At 47.4% G+C, this 18,268-nt stretch carries 14 protein-coding genes; 4 read left to right on the top strand and 10 right to left on the bottom strand.

The annotated features are described in order from the left end of the window. Positions 1-4 precede the first annotated feature (4 nt). The 9 genes from DQM29_RS02430 to inaA all read right to left on the bottom strand — a co-directional run bounded on the left by DQM29_RS02430 (position 5) and on the right by inaA (position 8,656). A complete protein-coding gene (locus DQM29_RS02430) occupies positions 5-781 on the bottom strand; it encodes a glycosyltransferase family 25 protein (RefSeq protein ID WP_111739142.1) in 777 nt (258 codons plus the stop codon). A gap of 44 nt (positions 782-825) precedes the next feature. After that, on the bottom strand, positions 826-1,857 hold the full coding sequence (locus DQM29_RS02425) for a glycosyltransferase family 8 protein (RefSeq protein ID WP_111739141.1): 1,032 nt from the start codon (positions 1,855-1,857) through the stop codon (positions 826-828). A 26-nt stretch (positions 1,858-1,883) separates the two neighbouring features. After that, entirely contained in the window at positions 1,884-2,576 is a 693-nt protein-coding gene (gene rfaY / locus DQM29_RS02420; RefSeq protein WP_111739140.1) for a lipopolysaccharide core heptose(II) kinase RfaY, read from the bottom strand. A gap of 4 nt (positions 2,577-2,580) precedes the next feature. Next, complete coding sequence (locus tag DQM29_RS02415) at positions 2,581-3,594, bottom strand: glycosyltransferase family 8 protein (protein ID WP_170126472.1); 1,014 nt, start codon at positions 3,592-3,594, stop codon at positions 2,581-2,583. Between the two features lie 15 nt (positions 3,595-3,609). Beyond that, positions 3,610-4,620, bottom strand: coding sequence for a glycosyltransferase (locus tag DQM29_RS02410; protein ID WP_170126471.1), 1,011 nt, complete (start codon positions 4,618-4,620; stop codon positions 3,610-3,612). Between the two features lie 13 nt (positions 4,621-4,633). Continuing rightward, a complete protein-coding gene (gene rfaP, locus DQM29_RS02405) occupies positions 4,634-5,431 on the bottom strand; it encodes a lipopolysaccharide core heptose(I) kinase RfaP (protein WP_111739137.1) in 798 nt (265 codons plus the stop codon). Beyond that, positions 5,424-6,548 carry a glycosyltransferase family 4 protein gene (locus DQM29_RS02400; protein WP_111739136.1) on the bottom strand — a complete coding sequence of 375 codons (1,125 nt, stop codon included), beginning with the start codon at positions 6,546-6,548 and terminating at the stop codon, positions 5,424-5,426. Before DQM29_RS02400 ends, rfaP begins: the two co-directional genes overlap by 8 nt. Continuing rightward, the gene (gene rfaQ, locus DQM29_RS02395) at positions 6,545-7,621 is read right to left on the bottom strand and encodes a lipopolysaccharide core heptosyltransferase RfaQ (protein WP_111739135.1); all 1,077 of its coding nucleotides are present in this window, start codon (positions 7,619-7,621) and stop codon (positions 6,545-6,547) included. Before rfaQ ends, DQM29_RS02400 begins: the two co-directional genes overlap by 4 nt. Positions 7,622-8,005: 384 nt before the next feature. Beyond that, a complete protein-coding gene (inaA, locus tag DQM29_RS02390; RefSeq protein WP_111739134.1) occupies positions 8,006-8,656 on the bottom strand; it encodes a lipopolysaccharide kinase InaA in 651 nt (216 codons plus the stop codon). A gap of 427 nt (positions 8,657-9,083) precedes the next feature. On the opposite strand from inaA, the gene DQM29_RS02385 reads away from it, so the two are divergent. Then, a complete protein-coding gene (locus DQM29_RS02385; RefSeq protein ID WP_197708859.1) occupies positions 9,084-10,784 on the top strand; it encodes a phosphoethanolamine transferase CptA in 1,701 nt (566 codons plus the stop codon). Positions 10,785-10,832: 48 nt separating this feature from the next. Here DQM29_RS02385 and DQM29_RS02380 read toward each other — a convergent pair whose 3' ends face one another. Then, entirely contained in the window at positions 10,833-11,180 is a 348-nt protein-coding gene (locus tag DQM29_RS02380) for a hypothetical protein (RefSeq protein ID WP_111739132.1), read from the bottom strand. A 137-nt stretch (positions 11,181-11,317) separates the two neighbouring features. Here DQM29_RS02380 and DQM29_RS02375 point away from each other — a divergent pair, with 137 nt between their 5' ends. From DQM29_RS02375 to DQM29_RS02365, 3 genes are all read left to right on the top strand, one after another. Beyond that, the gene (locus DQM29_RS02375) at positions 11,318-11,623 is read left to right on the top strand and encodes a DUF134 domain-containing protein (protein ID WP_111739131.1); all 306 of its coding nucleotides are present in this window, start codon (positions 11,318-11,320) and stop codon (positions 11,621-11,623) included. Beyond that, entirely contained in the window at positions 11,620-12,084 is a 465-nt protein-coding gene (locus DQM29_RS02370) for a NifB/NifX family molybdenum-iron cluster-binding protein (protein WP_111739130.1), read from the top strand. The genes DQM29_RS02375 and DQM29_RS02370 overlap by 4 nt, the downstream gene beginning before the upstream one ends. A 183-nt stretch (positions 12,085-12,267) precedes the next feature. After that, positions 12,268-18,225, top strand: coding sequence for an alpha-2-macroglobulin family protein (locus DQM29_RS02365; protein WP_111739129.1), 5,958 nt, complete (start codon positions 12,268-12,270; stop codon positions 18,223-18,225). Positions 18,226-18,268: the final 43 nt, after the last annotated feature.

Below are 18,268 nucleotides of genomic sequence, written 5' to 3'. Positions count from 1 at the left end.
AATATCACTTAGAAAATATAGAAAAGAAAATTGCTTTAATCCAGGAACGTATTATTTTTAATTTCCTCTGAAACTTACTGCGAGGCTTTTTTTCCTTAGACACTGAACGCCGTTCACTTTCAAGATTACTGTTTCCTTCAGTTACAATTGGGTGATATATAAACTCATCTATATAAAAATCTTTAATCATTCCATTTTGATAGATATATTTCCAGCTGTCTGCTCGATAAGTTCCAAAGCTTTGGGTGAGATCTAAAAGCTGTTGAGCCATTACGTTATTCATTAAATAACAGCAGGAACGGCGTATCTTGTGCTGATTCCAATTGACTCGCCGAAACTTAGCGCTGCTAACTTTAATATAATTAAAAAAACTAACTCCAATAACAGGATAATCATGCAATCCTTTCATACCACCAAGAAGATATAAATTATCCTTTTCTAACTTGCTCATTTCTTTATTATTAAACGATGCTAGAAAATCTTTGAATCGGCGATCGACGATGACATCATCTTCTAAAATGATGGCCCATTCATGTCCTTTTTCAACAATATCTTTATAAATAAACTGATGGCTTAATGTGCATGCAATCTCACCATTCGTCATTACACTACCAAGGCCAGCGTGCTTCATTCCATCAATAAGATCTGAATTTCGTTCATCTTTGGCATCTATTGCGTCAAAAAACTGAAAATCAATACCCAGACTTGAAAAGTCAGACTGAATCTTTTCCCTTCTTTCTTTATCCCTTAATAAAGAAATAACATAAACTGATACTTTCATTATACTATTCATTGTCCTTTAATAGAAAGCTAATAAGAATCTTGCTACTTTAAATACTTTCTTGAATACTTTTCGCAACGAAATTTAATAAAATATTTTATTGCTGAAATATATCTTCCCTTCTTCCATTCGTGTTGATACTTCACGCTAAACTGCTTCTCGCCGACGGCAGGCAGAAAAGGAATATCATTCCAAAATGATGACCTATAAGCATCGTTAAAGTACTGCTGGCAGGGATAGTCGACCCAGTCATGCCACGGCTTTGTAATGCCGACATAGTGAATTAGCTTTGTATCCTCAGTAATCGTTTTCTTGTAGTCGTTATCACTCGCATTTTTTAGCTCGTAATCAACGCCGTAGAAGCAATCATAGTCACCGCTGATAAATATGCAGTGCCCACAAAACAGTATGTTAAGGATATCCTGATCGAGACATTTATACTTCAAGTGGTCTGGATCGCTTGCCAGCATTGAGATCGACTTATGCATAAAGTCATTGTCTCTCCAAGCCGCTAACTGGAGAAAAACAACGCCAGCGTTAAAGTAGTTTCCGGGTAAGCCTGGCACATTGAGCCGCTCAGCTGGTTTTCCCTGCATAAACGGAATATCTTTAATAACTGCCGCATACTTATCATTTTCAAAATGAATATCAAGTAAACCGCTTAAGCTGCCTTTACAAATGACATCCGCATCAATATAAAGCAGCTTTTCTACACTGTCGCTCAAGATCTGAAATGCAACTAGCCTGAAGAAAGTGGCATATGACCACTGCTTTAGACTAGGGAAGATATCAATAAATTTTTTTGAAACAACATAGATTTTAACCTCAACATTTTTGTTCTTTTGCGTGAACTGATCCACTCTTATGAGGTAGTCATCATCAATGTAATCGGTAAAAAGGTGAAATCTAAGCGCAATACCACTGTTATACATAGCAACAGACTGCATAGAAACGGCAGCACCAAATAAAAAGTTACGATCGATACCGTAAGCGATGTCTAATCCAGAAGGGAAGTCATCTGTATTGATGCTTCCTGAACTCATAACGCTGCTAATACTTTCTTGTAAGATATCCATGTCCACTCTCAACGCTGAAGGATAAATTATTCCTTACCCTTTAATTTCTTTAAAAATTTACGAAGCTTGGTTTTAAAGATCACTCTTTTATAACCACAGTCTTCAAGCTCATTTTTAATATCTAAATGCCTTTCCATCGCCATACGATCGCGCGCCATTCTTTCAGCATTACAGCGCTTTCCAGACAGATCGATAATCCTGACGCCTTCTTTACTGACAATAAAGTTTCCACGGTGAGGATCGCCCGACAGCATTTTCAACTCGTGGAGCCTCTTCATTGAGCTCTGTATTTCAGCTCTGACTGAATCGGGTATGTCAGGCATATCGTTGAGCTCAACTCCCTCTACGTATTCGATTAACATAATGAATACGCTGGCATAGTTGAATACCTTTCGCTCAGCTAGAAAGTAAAAGTCATTAGGGAAAAGAAAGCCGGTTTTCCTTACGCGATCGGTCTCTACAATAAGATTCTTATAGTAGTCACCCTTAACGAAAGATTTGAAAAAGCGCTCGCCTTTCTTACTTTTAGGTGCAAAAACTTTAAATACGTACCGACCATACTTAGTATCAATAAGAGATACTTTTGTATCATCAATACTGCGTAATACTTTTATTGTTTTAAAATTATAGGAAAGAATATCATCGAAAATCTCTTTATATTTACTGTCATTATCTTTGAAGTAAAATGAGAAACCTCGATAGCGCATACCTTTAATCATAATATTATCTTGATTTTTTAAGTTTATATTTCAGTAAAGAAAAAATACCTTTCCGATATTTTCCATAAGCAAAATAATGCTTATATTCTTTTTGCATTTCAGAAACTGTTTCTGCCGATTGACGAGGAGAGTTCCGCCATGGAGAGGAATTCCATGCAATATTGAAAATATCACCAGAGGGATAAAAACCCCATGAATGCCATGGTTTAGTTACCCCCGTATAGTGGACTAAAACTGTACTATCATTAATCACTGACGTATATTTTTTATGTGTTTTATCTTTTAATTCAGCTTTTAACGTATATATAGTATTATATTTTCTTTCCAGAAATATTAGTCTTTCACTTAAGATAATATTTAGAACATCTTGATCTGGATATTTGATTTCTTTAGCTAACGCAGGGTCAAGAAGCATATTTAATGCCTTCTCAGTCAAACTCTCTTCCTGCCAGATTCTTAAATTTACAAGCATCACTCCTGAATTGAAGTAATGCTGTTTATCTTTTAGTTTAGAGCCTAATCGTACAATACTGCTCTCTTTTGTACTGAAAAAGTCATCCACTACAGCAGCAACATTCCCAGAAAAATCAAGCTGAAATAACGCACTAAGATTGCCTGCACACATAACATCGGCATCAAGATATAAGACCCGCTCAATTTCACTATTAAGCCAATCATAGGCAAGTAAGCGATAATACATCGCATGGGACCAAACTTTCGTACTAGGAAGAGTGTGAAAGAAGGCGGGGTCTACATAGTAGATATTGATACATGTACTAAAATTCTCTGCAATATCCTTTATTTTATTTAAATACTCATCAGAACATTCATCAGTAAAAATATGAAAACAGAAGGAATTTCTATTATTAATGAGTACAGAAACAATAGATATTGCAACCCCAAGCTGGTACCGCTTATCTACACCATAAGTTATATGGAAAGGTTTTTTATCTTCAAACCCAGCGTCATTACCAAATGAAACAGTGTTTTTTATACAACTATTAATATTATAGTTCATTATTTCCATTTTCTACTAGCCAATAACTTTAGACTTAAAATAGAGAAAGTAAGACTTTATCGCGAGTAGCATCGCTTTATGATTCACATAATGTTTTGCTGCATACCGGTATTGCATGCTAGACGTTGGTGATTGAAATGGGATATCACACCATGGAGACGCATTCTTCACAGAAAAATACGGTAACGCTATCTCATACTTATACGCATATTCATGCCAAGGCTTAGTAGGCCCAATATAGTGTAAGAAAATAACACTATCAGTATTAGGACGATTTGGCTTTTCTTTTAGCTCATAATTTAGGCTATATTGTGTATTATATTTTTTCCCTAAAAAGAGAACTTTTCCAATCGTGATGATATTTAATACATCTTGGTCATAGTAAGTCAATGAACTACGAATCACATCATTATTAAGTAGAGAAATAGCTTGAACGGTTACACTGTTTTTTGCCCAAGAGCCTGTGTTAATTAATAAAACACCACTATTATAATAACCGTCAATTAGCTCAGTTTTTCCAAGCGTATTCGCCCTATTCTTCCACCAAGACTCATCTCTTTCAGTGACTGCAGCCAGAATATTCTCTTTAAGTTCAATAGAAAACAAAGAGGATATGCTACCTAAACAAACAACGTCAGAATCTATATATAGAACTTTTTCACGCTTGTCAGAAAAGTAATCAGCGATAATAAATCTATAATAAATAGCCGTCGACCAAAGTCGATTTGAAGGAAGTGCAGATAACACACCTTCGTTAATAATATGAATAAAAATAGATACCCTATTTTTCTCGGCTAGTGCTTCAAAACGTGTTAAAAAATCATTTTTAACTTCATTGGTAAAAATATGAAAGGATAAGTTAGCTCCTTGATTTTCCTTAATCACAGAGGCTATTGAAACGGCAGCACCAAGCATAAACCCACTATCAGTACCATAGCAGACCGTCATCTCATCTTCAGTAACGATATCTTGATTAAAACTGTATAGGATAGTTTCTGTGACAACATCATCATCAAAGTAGCGCATCATATTCTCTTGATTATAGTGATTTTCTATCCGTTCTTTCTCTAATTTTCTCGGCTTTCTCTTGCGCCGATGCCATCAACGCCCTCTCCCCACGTAAAATATCCCTAAGCGGCAGCGCGAAGTAAATCTTGAGAAAGCGAAAAACATCCCTCTTAGTCAACCCAATGTTCAATGATGAGAAATAAAGGCCGATAAGATCTTTATCCCGCCAGCGGCGAGGAACGCTGTTGCGAATTTGCGCCCGATGCAGGTCAATCACAGATATCTTCAGTGATTCCTCATCCCCCTCAAAGGGAAGGTGCAGAAGAAAATGGCAGATATAGCAGTCGCGGTGATTAATACCGCCCTGATGCATTTTTCTAACCATCTCAGCGACTCGTCGAATAATCATTCTTTTTACATGCGGAGCTGGCGCTACCTTTATCCATTCGGCACAGTAGTCTTCCAGGCTGACCGTTGGAGTCAAATCTTCAGTAATGATAAAGGAGGTTCGGCGGATAGGGTTTAGCCCCTTTTGGCCAAAACCAATCCCACTCATTGTATCCACGCCCAGCTCTTTCAGGCGGTGAATCGCCCGCCACTCCCTGTCCGCGCCTAATACCGGTAGGCGGAAAGAAATAAGGTTTTTTATCACCTCTTTTAGCGTTGTACCGTAGTGCAGCTTAAGAAAGTAGCTCTTCCCCTCAAGCTCAAAGCGTAGCGTTCGGCGCGTTTCCAGCGCTCGGAACACTTCCCCCTGAAGCTTTTCCACTTCATTAAACGCGTTTTTACCTCTCCACAAGGAGAGCAGAGGCTCTTTTAATTCAACCATTCCGATCGCCTAAAATGATATCAGCCGCCTTTTCCGGCAGGCTATATAAGTCAACAGTATCGGCACAGCGGCGAGCGTTCTCAGCCCACTCGCTACGGCGAGTGCGGTCGTCCAAAGCGCGGTACAGAGCCTGATTGAGCGCCTCTTGGCTAAATGGCTCCTGAATAACTTCACCACAGCCTGCCTCGGCAACATAGTGCGCATAGCCGCATACCTGCGTCACAATAACCGGTAACCCGGCAGCAATCGCTTCTAGCAGAACAATACCTGCAGCTTCCTGATAAGCGGGGTGCACCAGCACATCCGCAGCAGCCATCAGCTCAGCTACGTCACTACGGCCAGAGAAAAAGCGAACGTTCTGCTTCACGCCTCGCTTCTCCGCTAAAGCTTCAAAGCGCCCAGGCTTGTCCTGCCCCACAACAAAAAGCACCGCTTTATTGCGTAACGCTTCGGGAAGCGCGGCCAGAGCCTCAATAGAGCGGTCTACGCCTTTTCGCGTAAAGTCTGACCCCACCTGCAAGAGAAGATATTGCTCTGGACTAATGCCGTTTTTCTCGCGATAGGTTTGATAAGCATCAGGGATCTGCCGATCGTATTTACGATCCGGATAAATACCCGGAGGCAAGATAAGGAATCGTTCGTCCTCAGTCTGATAGTGCTTTTTAAAATCGGCAATCTGCCGATCGGTCAGCATCAGCAGGCGAGTTTTTGCCCCGTTCTCAAAAACAGCGCGTTCAAATGCCGAATAGTGGCGGCAGCGCCCGGTGAGCCGATAAAAAAAGCCCTTTTCTCTTTCTACTTTTTCCGCGTAGCAGACGTCTGCGGCGTAGTAGACGTCCAGACCGGGCATCTTGTTAAACCCCACCACACGATCAACCGGATTCTGCTGTAAGTGGGCTTGAACCCAGTCAGAATAGTCGGCGTTGCGCCCGTGATTGGAGTGTGACTTCACGGGAACCTTAATCAGCTCAAACTCTGGCGGGCAGTCGCCTTCCCACGACTGAACGTAAACCCGCACCTCGTGACCGCGTTCGGCTACCGTTTTAGCGACGCGCATAAAGTCGCGCTGTAGGCCGCCGAAGGGGAAATACTTGTATAGGCAAAAAGCGACGATCATGGTTCTACGCCCTTTTCTGGCTCTGGCGGCTGCGCATTTTTCAGCAGCAGCGACTCGGCAGCCTGAATAACGTCCTCGGCCGGGATCGCTGACAGATACTTTTTATTTCTATCGCGTTGATCTCGCTCCGGCATCGCCTGATAGTCACCCGCCCAAAGCACCGTCGCGTTATCCGACCACGGGCGCCACACAATGTGGTCTGTCGCACCGAACAGGCACACCACGGGGGTATTTACCGCAGCAGCAATATGCATCGGTGCAGAATCCACGCCAATAAACAGCGCCGCGTGGTCAATAAGCGCCCCTAACTCTGGAAAGCTGGTTTTTCCTGCCAGTTCAGTAACGGGAGGTTCGTTACATCCCTCCGCGATGTGGTTCACGCAGGCGAGATCGTCTGCGCCTGGGCCAGACGTTAGCACGACCCGAAGCCCTTTTGCCTGCAAAGCGTCTATGACTGCAGAGAACTTCTCGTCGTCCCAGCACTTAAACATTTGGCGCGCTGTTGGTTGAATCACCGCATACTGACCGCTTATACCCAATGACGCCAGCCGTTCCTTAAGAGACTCCCAGTGCTCGGGGAGATAACTCATTGTCGTTTTGGAATAAAAGGGTTCAATCCCCAACGGCGCCAGTATCGACAGGTTACGATCAACGATGTGAACTCCAGTGATAGGCACAATCTGCGTAAAGCTGCGCTTCCAAAATGCCGACTGACGATTGCTATAATTCTGTGTCATTGACAGTTTGGCAGACACCAGCCTCACCAGCAGCGCAACCATCCACTGATCGGTTAAGTTCACGATCAGGTCATAGCGGTTGGCTCGAAAGGTTCTAATCAGCGATAAAAAATTGCAGACCTTTTCTTTCGCTCCGCTTCCCTTATTTTTTATGCCATAAAGCGCATTAATTTCGGGATTTTCCGACAGGATCGGCATGGTGTCCTGATAAAGCAGGACGTCAACCTTTGCATCGGGATACTGCCGCTTCAGCGTGCTAATGACCGGCGTTGTCAGCAACATATCGCCGTGAAAACGCATTTTGATGACAAGAATTCGTTTAAATTGCTTATCCACTAGAGGACTCTTTATCCTTGATAATAGAAAAGAATATGGGAGAAAAAGACACGCTACCGCCCCAGGCTTTGCAGCTACCCGAACGCTGATAGTCTATTTTTTGAACAATACATACCTGTCTCGTGGGCATATTATACCAGCAACGGAGCTTTTCTTAATTTTAAAAAATTAGTTGAAAGCCCTGTGGGCAATGCCGTTTAAGTCACTATCCAGATAGCGTACACAAAAGAAGATATGTGGCAAATACTACCAGACCTAGACGATAAAAGCCTTTTTCTTACACATCGCGGGAGCAGGGAAAAACATCCGGCTTATAAAACAAAAAGTCGCGGCAAAAGGCCGCGACACGACAGGCTGAACGTTCAACAACGCGCTGTGTAAAAACTACAGAGACCAGTAATAGTCCTTCACGTACTGCCAGTCTTCTTTCGGGATCGGAGCCAGATATTTCTCCAACTGCTGGAAGTCGTGGCGAATAGCGTTAGCTCTGCGCCAGCGCTGACGGCCCTTTTCCAGATCGATAAATGCCGCCTGAGCCTCTCCTTGAGTCGTCACAAAGATGTGGCGCACATAGCAGCAGCCGTGCTGCATCCCTACGCTGTGCATCTTTTTAAAGGCGTGGGCTACCGCGCGCAGCATAGCAAAGCGTTCCTCGTCAGAAAAAGGCGTCTTCTGATGCTGCTCATACCAAAGATCGATGCTGACAAATCCGGTCAGATCTTCTGTAACCAGAAGCGCTCGCCACTCTCCGTCAATTTTTAATGCTTTACCGTAAACAATCTTAGGCACCAGCGTTCCGGCTTTAGCCAGCGTCCTGATAACGTCCATCTCTCTCACTATGGTCGGGCGGCCAAACGGGTAGCGCAGCGAATGAAACAGGTGCTGTGTCATTCTCTTCACGTAAAGTATTTTGCCGTCTTTCTCGATGCGCTGTACGCCACTCATACCTTTGCGGCGGTAGTTCGGCTCTTCAACCCAGTCGCCTTCCGTTGCCCACCACGATTGAAACTCTGATAATTCCTGCTGAGAACTCATAGTTACCACTCTATTATGAATAATCGCCCATTAGCAGACCGTAAAAATACTCAGGTAAGGCCGCTAACGGAAAGGTCCAAGTACTGTCCTAGTACCTTAATAAACGAGATAGCCCATAATATACTTTAACAATATGTGGTTAAACAGCCTCTAATCCTTTCCTCTACAAATATTTATCCCCTCAGTCCCGCTCTTACAACCAAATAATAACAAATGAAATAATAAGCATTATTAAACAAACCTTATCTTGATAAATAACGTCTCGCCAAATAACAAAAATCTCATCCATAGACTATAAATATTTAGCATCAAGTCATTGCTAATGCTTTATAAAAACTCACCAACTCTCAATAAGGCAGCGTTAAGCTTTTATTAAGGATTGGCGACTACTCTCGTGGCGTTCTCTCTCTTACAGGCAAAACTCATGATGTCCTCGACTGAACAGGCCAAACCCTCTTTTCGCTGGTCAGCCCTTTTTTGGGTGCTGGCCTACTTCTGGTTTTTCTCCACGTCACTCCAGATAACTATTTTAATTACCGGATATAGCGGTACCACGGGCCTACGCGACTCGCTGCTTTACAGCTCGCTGTGGCTTATTCCCGTTTTTCTGTTTCCAAACAAGACCAAGGCAATCGCTGCGGTTATCGGCATTGTGCTGTGGGCGGCTTCTGCCTGTGCGCTAGCCTACTTTGTGATTTATGGACAGGAATTTTCCCAAAGCGTACTGTTTACGCTGTTTGAATCCAACACTAACGAAGCCAGTGAATACGTTAGTCAATACTTCAGCTTTAAGCTATTAGCGGTGCTAGTGCTTTACACGGCTGTGGCGATATTTCTCTGGACGCGCCTTCGCCCTGTCTATATTCCCGGTCGCTGGCGCCAACTGGTGCCCTTTGCTCTGCTGTACGGACTTATTCTTAACCCTCTGATTACCTCCAGCGCGTCGCACCTCGCCTCCCGTATGGAGCCCGCTGCACCCTGGCAGATGCTGATGGGTTACGTTAAGTACCAACAGCAGCTCAGCAGTTTGAATAGCCTGCTTGACCAAAACGGCGCTTTACCGCCGCTGCAAAACCTTAAAGATGAATCGGGTGAAGCGCCAAGAACGCTAGTGCTGGTTATCGGTGAATCAACTCAGCGGGGCCACATGAGTCTGTACGGCTACCCAAGAAAGACCACGCCAGAGCTGGACGCCATACGCGATAGCGATCGCGGTCTAACTGTCTTCAACAACGTAGTGACCTCTCGTCCCTATACCATCGAAATTCTGCAGCAGGCGCTAACGTTCGCCAATGAACAGAATCCGGACGACTATCTCACCAAGCCGTCACTGATGAACTTGATGAAACAGGCGGGCTACAAGACCTTCTGGATCACCAATCAGCAGACCATGACCAAGCGCAACACCATGCTAACGGTCTTCTCCAAGCAAACGGACGAGCAGTACTACATGAACCAGCAGCGCACCCAAAGCGCCCGCGAATACGACACCAACGTGTTGGATCCGTTTAAAAAAGTGCTGGCCGATCCGGCTCCGAAAAAGTTCATCATTGTTCATCTGCTGGGAACACACCTGAACTACAAGTATCGCTATCCGGAAGACTGGGGTAAGTTTGACGGCAAGACAGAGCACGCTCCGGCGGGGCTGTCCAACGATAAGCTTGAGTCATATAACGATTATGACAACGCCAACCTGTTTAACGACTACGTTGTGGCATCCCTGATTAAAGACTATAAGGCAACGGATCCAAACGGTTTCCTGCTGTACTTCTCCGATCACGGCGAAGAGGTTTACGACACGCCCCCTCACGATATTCAGGGGCGCAACGAGAAACAGCCGACCCGTCACATGTATACCGTACCCTTTATCATGTGGACATCGCCCAAATGGCAGTCAGCCCACCCTCGCGATCTGAGCGCCTATGTCGATAGAAAGTACAGCAGCTCTGAGCTTATACACACTTGGTCAGATTTAGCTGGGCTGAGCTATGACGGCTACGATCCTACTTACTCGCTCACCAGCCCAGAGTTTCAGGAAAGAACCCGTTGGATTGGCGATCCCTATGAAAAAGACGGGCTGCACGACTACGATAAACTGCCCTATGGGGATCGGGTGGCTAACCAGTAGAGCTACGATGTATAGTAAAAAGCCGATTTAACATCGGCTTTTTTATCTTTACGCTGTCGTGGACAAATCTCCCATCCTCAACCAAAACCTCATCTGGCAGGTATTACTAAAGACCTTACACTTTGGCTGGATGTCAATTCCCGCGCTATCTAAGACTTCATAACTTATCCAACACTCGGCACATACGCCTTCAGACTCCAACGCGGCGCAAACGTCGTCAATCTCTATCAAGCGGCGTAGCACAACACCGTCGCAAAATCGGTAGGTTTCTTCACACACGTCAACCTTTACGCCGCTCTCCTGATAGCTATCGCGGCGAATAGCCTTTTTCTCAACGTAAATATCACTAGTGGGCTTATCCAGCCCCCGTGCATAAGCCACTAAGGAAATAGCCATAGCCTGACCTCAGAGAAAATATAGTCACTAGTTTAACGTAACTTAAAGCTATCCGAGTCACAAAGATCGGAAATATTTATTAGCATATGCCATAAACAGCGCGTATTTTATATAGCATATGCCAATAAGGAGCCACTATGCCACGTCCTAAAATTCCGAGAAAAGTCTGCGGCCAGCCGGCTAATACCTGTTTTAAGCCTAACGGTATCCCCATGCGCTTGCTGGATGAAGTCTCACTCGGAGAAGATGAGTTTGAGGCTCTAAGGCTGGTGGATTACCTCGGCATGCAGCAGCAGAGAGCTGCCGCCGAAATGGGGGTTTCACGCCAAACGCTGGCCAACATACTGAAAACGGCTCGTTTCAAAGTGATCGAATGCCTCTCTCAGGGAAAGGCGCTGATAATGAACTACAAAACTGAAAATATACAGGAGGATCGCGAATGATCACTGCAATTCCCGTAACAAAAGAGCATATCTCTGGCCATTTTACCAAAGCGGAAAGCTTCATTTTTATCAACGCCGAAGGCCGCATCGTATGTCACCACATAAACCCGGCCCGAGAAGGTGGCTGTGCAGAAAAGAAAGCGCTGCTAAACATGCTGCAGCGTCAAAATGCACAACGGGTGATCGTCCGCCATATCGGCGAGCGCATGCTTGGAAAGCTGCTCTCTCGCGAACTGTCTGTCTTCAAGACCCACAGTGGAAATATCGACGTTCAGGCACTGTGTGCCGCGCATCTGGAGGGGTTTACGCCGCTGACAGACGCCCAACAGGGGAAGCGCTCCCCCAACTATGAAACGAAAAAAGCAGTAGGCGGAGGATGTGGATGCAGTCACGAAGGCAGCGAACATGACCATGGTGACTGCCATCACGATGGAGGTAAACGCTGCTGTGACTCTCATTAAATAGGCGTTCAAGGCTTCCCGTCCGAACCAGCTTCGTCGATAATTCCTACAGGTCAACGGACGGGATAGTTTCTTTCCCACTACTATTACTTCACATACTCTTCATACTGGTTTGGCAAACTATGCTGACCAAAACTACGCACTTTTACTTTCGACCTGTGGCACTTAAAGGACTATAGCTATATGGACGTACTGCGCTTTCTACTCCGCTTTCCCTTTACGCTTTTACGCGCAATTGGCTGGACGCTGTCCGCCTGTTTGCGCGTTCTTGGCCTGCTGTTAACGCCCTTTATCGGGCGGGTGCAGTGGCGCACGCCCGGCTGGCTTCGCGCTGTCGGGCGCTCGCTCCTGTGGGCTGAAGGCGGGGTAAATCGCTATCCTAAGTCCTCCGCCTTGGCGGTGGTTCTGCTGGCTGCCGCGGGCTCTGGCGGCTACTACGCCTATCACTGGAATCTGAATCGTCCGGTTCCTATCGATCCGGCACCGCTTGTTATTCACAAGACCAATGTCCGCCTTCAGGTGCCGTCACCCGTTAACTACCGCAGCGCAACGGCAGAACCTCAGCGCCTCACTCTGAAGTTTTCACGCCCCGCAGCGCCCATTGAGCGCATTGGTAAAACCGTTACTGAAGGCATTACTCTTTCACCTGCCGTTGCTGGGGAATGGCGCTGGCAGGATGAACGTACACTGACCTTTACTGCTGCCAAAGCGATGCCCATGGGGCAAGAGTACCAAGTCACGTTCAACAACGCACAGCTGGTCGCTCCACAGGTTGCACTAACTCAAAGTGAGGCCACCTTTAAGATAGCTGCTTTCGACTATCGTCTGTCCCAAAGAGAGTTTTACCAAGACCCTCGCGATCCGCAGAAAAAGAGCGCTATTTTCTCCGTAACTTTTAACGCGCCCGTTGACGTACAGAGCTTTGAAAAACGCCTCAACCTAACCCTGTCTCCTAACCAAAAGCTAAAACACTCCGTCGTTTACGATGACAAAAAGCTTCAGGCGTGGGTTCATTCAGAGCAAATCGCCCCTTCAGATAATGACATGCAGGTCACACTCAGTATCGATAAGGGTGTCACAAGCGCCGCGTCAGTAAACGCGACCGCGACGCCCAAAACCTATACAGTCAAGGTTCCAAGCCTCTATAGCCTGAGTGTGGATCACATTCACAGTCAGCTGATTGAAACAGAAGGCGGTAAAGACGCTCGGGCGCTGATTCTGTCATTAAGCGACGCAGTTAATGAGAAAGCGATCGCTTCTAGCACGAGAGCCTGGCTTCTCCCCCAGCATAAGCCAACTAAAAGCGCACAGACCGATAAAGATGCTGTATACCCTTGGCAGATTGAGGAGATAGATGAATCCATTATGTCTCAATCCGACTCACTGCCCATTGTGATGAACGACAATGAACAGGAAAATCAGGCCAGCTTCAGCTTTACCTATAACGCGCCGGCCAACCGCTATTTACTGGTGGAAGTCTCTGCCGGGCTGGCTTCTGCCGGTGGCTACAGGCTGAAAAATAATGTTTACAGGCTCGTCAGCGTTCCCGACTATCCTCAGACACTGCGCTTCGTATCAGAAGGCTCTCTGTTATCCATGAAGGGAGACAAACGCATTACGGTCACTGCCCGCAACGTGCCCGGTCTGAAGCTTGATATTAAGCGCGTTATTCCAAGCCAGCTACAGCACATCGTTTCGTTTAAGAATGAGACCTTCACCGCCGCAGACTTTGATCGCCTGAACGCCGAATACTTTACTGAAAGCTTCAGTTATCAAACGGCTATCAACGTTAGCAATCCAGGTGATGTCAAATACGAGGGCATCGATCTTAGCCGCTATTTGACCAGCGATCCTAAATCTAAACGCGGTATCTTCCTGCTTAGCCTAAAGCCCTGGGATCCTCAAAAGAACACAGTTAAAAAGAATGAAAACGAGTATGACGGTAACGATCCAGAAGCCATGGATGAAGAAGCGGAGCCGCGCCCTACAGATTCCCGCTTTGTCGTTGTTACCGACCTTGGCATTATGTCAAAAACGTCAGTTGACGGCTCCCGAGACGTTTTCGTTCAGTCAATTCACAGCGGCGAGCCCGTCAGCGGTGCGACAGTGTCCGTTATCGCTAAAAACGGCACTACGCTGTTAAGTAAAACCACCGCTGAAGACGGCCACGTCGCGTTCCCTTCTCTAAAGGACTTTCGCGCCGAACAGACGGCGGTTATGTTCTTGGTGGAAAAGGAAGGGGATGTCTCTTTCCTACCTACGTATGCCTATTACGATCGCCAGCTCGAACTTTCTCGCTTCGACATTTTCGGTGAAAGCACGCCTAGGGATCCCCGAACGCTGGGGAGTTATCTATTCTCCGATCGCGGTGTCTATCGTCCTGGGGAAAAGTTTAACATTGGCCTGATTACAAGAACCGTAGACTGGAAAACCCCTGTCACCGGTATTCCTCTACGCGCTGAAGTGCGCGATCCAAGAAATACTCTGATGGCAGAGTTTCCGCTCACACTGGAAGCCTCCGGTTTTAATGAGCTCAGTTACACTACCGCAGAAAACTCACCCACTGGCGACTGGACCGTCGATCTGTATCTGGTCGGCAAAGACAAGCGGGATTCCCGCCTGCTGGGCAGTACCATGGTTAGAATCAAAGAGTTTGAGCCAGACAGACTGAAAGTAGCCCTTACCCTCACGCCAGATCGCAAGCAGGGCTGGGTCAAGCCGTCCGAACTAAAGGCTGACATTGACGTACAAAACCTGTTCGGTACGCCAGCACAGGACAGGCGCGTTAAGTCCAAACTCACGCTGCGCCCGATCTACCCCAACTTTAGCCAGTTTGCCGACTATCAGTTTTATGAAAACCGCCGCAGCGGCGACGGCTTCGACACTGAACTTGAAGAACGCACAACCGATGCGAATGGTAAAGCCTCGATTGCTCTGGGGCTTGAAGCCTACGGCGATGCGACTTATCAGCTCCAGCTTATTTCAGAAGCCTTTGAGGCCGGTGGAGGTCGTTCTGTCACTGCCGCAGCGCGCGTCATGGTTTCCCCTCACGACTATCTGGTCGGCGTAAAGGCGGACGGTTCGCTGGACTACATCAGCCATCGTTCAGAGCGCAAAATAAACTTGCTTGCTGTCGATCCTTCACTCGCGCAGATCCCTCTGTCTGGGCTAAAGGCAGAGCTACTGGAGCAGAAGTACCTCTCGGTACTGACCCGTGAAAATTCCGGCGTCTATAAGTATCAGTCCAAGCTGAAAGAGGCTGCCATCGCCGAAGAGCCTCTCTCTATCAGCGCTCAGGGAACTGACTTTACGCTGAACACAGAAAAGCCGGGTAACTTCGTGCTGGTGATTAAAGATGCGGACAATAAAGTACTCAACCGCGTTTCCTACACGGTGGCGGGCAATGCTAACGTTTCCCGTTCACTTGAGCGCAATGCAGAGCTGAAACTCACCCTCAATAAAACATCGTATCGTCAGGGTGAAGATATTGAGGTAGCGATTAATGCGCCCTACGCGGGCAGCGGCATCATTACTATTGAACGGGATAAAGTTTACCACTGGCAGTGGTTCCATACTGACACCACAAGCTCTGTACAAACCATACGCCTTCCCGCCGACATGGAAGGCAACGGCTACATCAACGTGCAGTTCATTCGCGATATGAACTCCGATGAGATCTTTATGAGCCCGCTCAGCTACGGCGTGGCTCCGTTTAAAATCAGCCACGAAGCTCGTCAGGCAAAAATAGAGATCGATTCACCGGAAATCATCAAGCCCGGAGAAACGCTGTCTATCAAGGTGAAAACTGACTCTGCACAGCGCGTTACCGTATTCGCCGTGGACGAAGGTATTCTTCAGGTTGCCCGCTATCGCCTGAAGGATCCGCTGGACTATTTCTTCCGCAAGCGCGCGCTGGAAGTAGAAAGCGCCCAGATCCTTGACCTTATCCTGCCAGAGTTCAGCAAGATGCTCTCCCTAGCCTCTGCGCCTGGCGGCGATGCGGGCGAAGGCGTAGACCTGCACCTGAACCCGTTCAAGCGGAAAAAAGATGAGCCCGTCGCCTATTGGTCAGGCATTACTGACGTTAACGGCGAAGCCGAGTTTAGCTACCGCGTGCCGGACTACTTTAACGGCAAGCTGCGGGTGATGGCGGTGTCCGTTACGCCAGAACGCATCGGTCATACCCAGCGCTACACTACCGTTCGCGACGACTTTGTCTTAAGCCCTAACGTGCCGACAACCGTCTCTCCGGGTGACCAGTTTGACGTCACGCTGGGTGTCGCTAACAACTTGACTGGTCTTAACGGCGAGAAAACAACGCTAGATGTGGCTATTAAGCCGCCGCCTCAGCTTGAAGTCGTTGGCAATCAAAACTACAGCCTGTCTTTGGCAGAAAAGCAGGAAGGGGTTGTGACTTTCCGCCTCAAGGCGAAAGACAATCTGGGCAATGCGTCGATTCAATTTAGCGCCCACGCTGGCGATAAGTCAGCTTCACGTACCGTTAGCCTATCCCTCAGGCCAGCAGCACCTTTCCGCACCCAGTCTATAATGGGCCGGATGGACGGCACTCAGCAAAACGTAAGCGACATTCGTCAAATGTACGATCAGTTTGCCCGCCGCGACGCCAGAGTGTCCCGTTCGCCTCTGGTGTTGACTAACGGCCTTTCTCAGTATCTGGCGGACTACCCTAACGCCTGCTCTGAGCAAATTGTCAGCCAGACGGTGCCGCTACTGTTTCAGCAGCGCCATCCTGAGACAAAAGCCGGGAGCGTACAGGAAAAAACCCGCAGTCAGGTTAGAAACGTGATCACTACGCTTCTGGCGCGTCAAAACAGTCAGGGAGCTGTCGGTGAATGGCGCTCTTCGCCTGATGCCGATCCGTTTATCACCCCTTATGTCGTTCAGTTCTTACTGGAAGCGCGCGAAGCGGGCTACCCCATCTCCGAATCGCTGCTTAAATCTGCCAACGGCTATCTGGCGCGTATGGCGGCAAACGACGCAATGTACACGCAAGACGACCTGCGTCTGCGCGCCTTTGCCACCTATCTGTTAACGCGCCAAGGGGAGGTCACCACTGGCCTGCTGGCCGCAGTTCAGACGCGCATGCAAAAGAATGCGCCTGACAGCTGGCAGCAGGATCTGGGATCGCTGTACCTTGCCGCATCCTACAAGATGCTGAAAATGGACAAACAGGCCGATGCGCTTTTACAGCCAACCTGGGAAGCCCTTAGCAAAAGCTATGACAAAGCCTGGTGGACAAGAGGCTACTTCGATCCGCTGGTTCAAGACAGCACTCGCCTTTACCTCATCGTTCGCCATTTCCCAGAGAAGGCTGGTAGTATCCCGCCTCAGCTGCTGGAAAATATGGCGCTGCGCCTGAAAGAGGAGCGTTATACCACCTACTCTTCAGCAATGACCATTTTAGCGCTGGAATACTATACTGCCCGCCTCCAAACCCCTGCTGCACCGGTAAGTGGACTGAGCATCAGCGTTAAACAGGGAGAAAAACAGCAGGCGGGCGGCAGTCTGATGATTGGCTCAACGACCGTCAGCAGCTTTGACGCCCAGGCCACGGAAGTCCTGTTCCACAATCCAGAGAACGTCCCTGCCTGGTACGTAGTCACTCAGGCCGGCTACGATCGGCACCTGCCGACAAAGCCCGTTTCTCGCGGTTTAGAAATCAGTCGAGACTACGTTAACGAGGAAGGCAATATCGTCAACAGCGTTGCGCTGGGTGAAAAACTTTACGTACGCCTGAAGATCCGCGCTAACGCCAAAGAGGGGCTCAACAGTCTGGCGATCGTTGACCTGCTGCCCGGCGGCTTTGAAGTTGTTCAGCAGTCACCGGAAAGCGCCGGTGCCTCAAGCGATGACGGTACAGCCGCCTCTTGGCAGTCACCGAAAGCCTCTTCCGGATCCCGCTTCCAGCCCAGCTATAGCGATATTCGCGAAGACAGAGTCATCATTTACGGCCACGCCACGAAGCAGGCCCAGGAGTTCGTTTACCAAATCAAGGCGACTAACTCCGGCGTCTTTACCGTGCCGCCTGCCTTTGGTGAAGCAATGTATAACCGCGACATTCAGGCGCTGGCCGTCGGTACGGGTACCCTAACGGTTACCGCGCCGAACGCCATCAGGTAGCGGTTAACTACGTGTCGCCCGAACCTATCGCCACAAAACCTTC

This window comes from Leminorella richardii (genome assembly GCF_900478135.1).
GTDB lineage: Bacteria > Pseudomonadota > Gammaproteobacteria > Enterobacterales > Enterobacteriaceae > Leminorella > Leminorella richardii.
The sequence above is the reverse complement of the archived record's forward strand: the minus strand, read 5'-3'. Positions and strand labels throughout refer to the sequence as shown.

Coding starts and splice junctions, on each gene's coding strand:
- DQM29_RS02415 (WP_170126472.1), bottom strand. CDS start 3,594: ATGAACTATAATATTAATAGTTGTATAAAAAACACTGTTTCATTTGGT.
- DQM29_RS02385 (WP_197708859.1), top strand. CDS start 9,084: ATGTCCTCGACTGAACAGGCCAAACCCTCTTTTCGCTGGTCAGCCCTT.
- DQM29_RS02380 (WP_111739132.1), bottom strand. CDS start 11,180: ATGGCTATTTCCTTAGTGGCTTATGCACGGGGGCTGGATAAGCCCACT.
- DQM29_RS02430 (WP_111739142.1), bottom strand. CDS start 781: ATGAAAGTATCAGTTTATGTTATTTCTTTATTAAGGGATAAAGAAAGA.
- DQM29_RS02370 (WP_111739130.1), top strand. CDS start 11,620: ATGATCACTGCAATTCCCGTAACAAAAGAGCATATCTCTGGCCATTTT.
- DQM29_RS02410 (WP_170126471.1), bottom strand. CDS start 4,620: ATGCGCTACTTTGATGATGATGTTGTCACAGAAACTATCCTATACAGT.
- rfaP (WP_111739137.1), bottom strand. CDS start 5,431: ATGGTTGAATTAAAAGAGCCTCTGCTCTCCTTGTGGAGAGGTAAAAAC.
- DQM29_RS02400 (WP_111739136.1), bottom strand. CDS start 6,548: ATGATCGTCGCTTTTTGCCTATACAAGTATTTCCCCTTCGGCGGCCTA.
- rfaY (WP_111739140.1), bottom strand. CDS start 2,576: ATGATTAAAGGTATGCGCTATCGAGGTTTCTCATTTTACTTCAAAGAT.
- inaA (WP_111739134.1), bottom strand. CDS start 8,656: ATGAGTTCTCAGCAGGAATTATCAGAGTTTCAATCGTGGTGGGCAACG.
- DQM29_RS02425 (WP_111739141.1), bottom strand. CDS start 1,857: ATGGATATCTTACAAGAAAGTATTAGCAGCGTTATGAGTTCAGGAAGC.
- DQM29_RS02375 (WP_111739131.1), top strand. CDS start 11,318: ATGCCACGTCCTAAAATTCCGAGAAAAGTCTGCGGCCAGCCGGCTAAT.
- DQM29_RS02365 (WP_111739129.1), top strand. CDS start 12,268: ATGGACGTACTGCGCTTTCTACTCCGCTTTCCCTTTACGCTTTTACGC.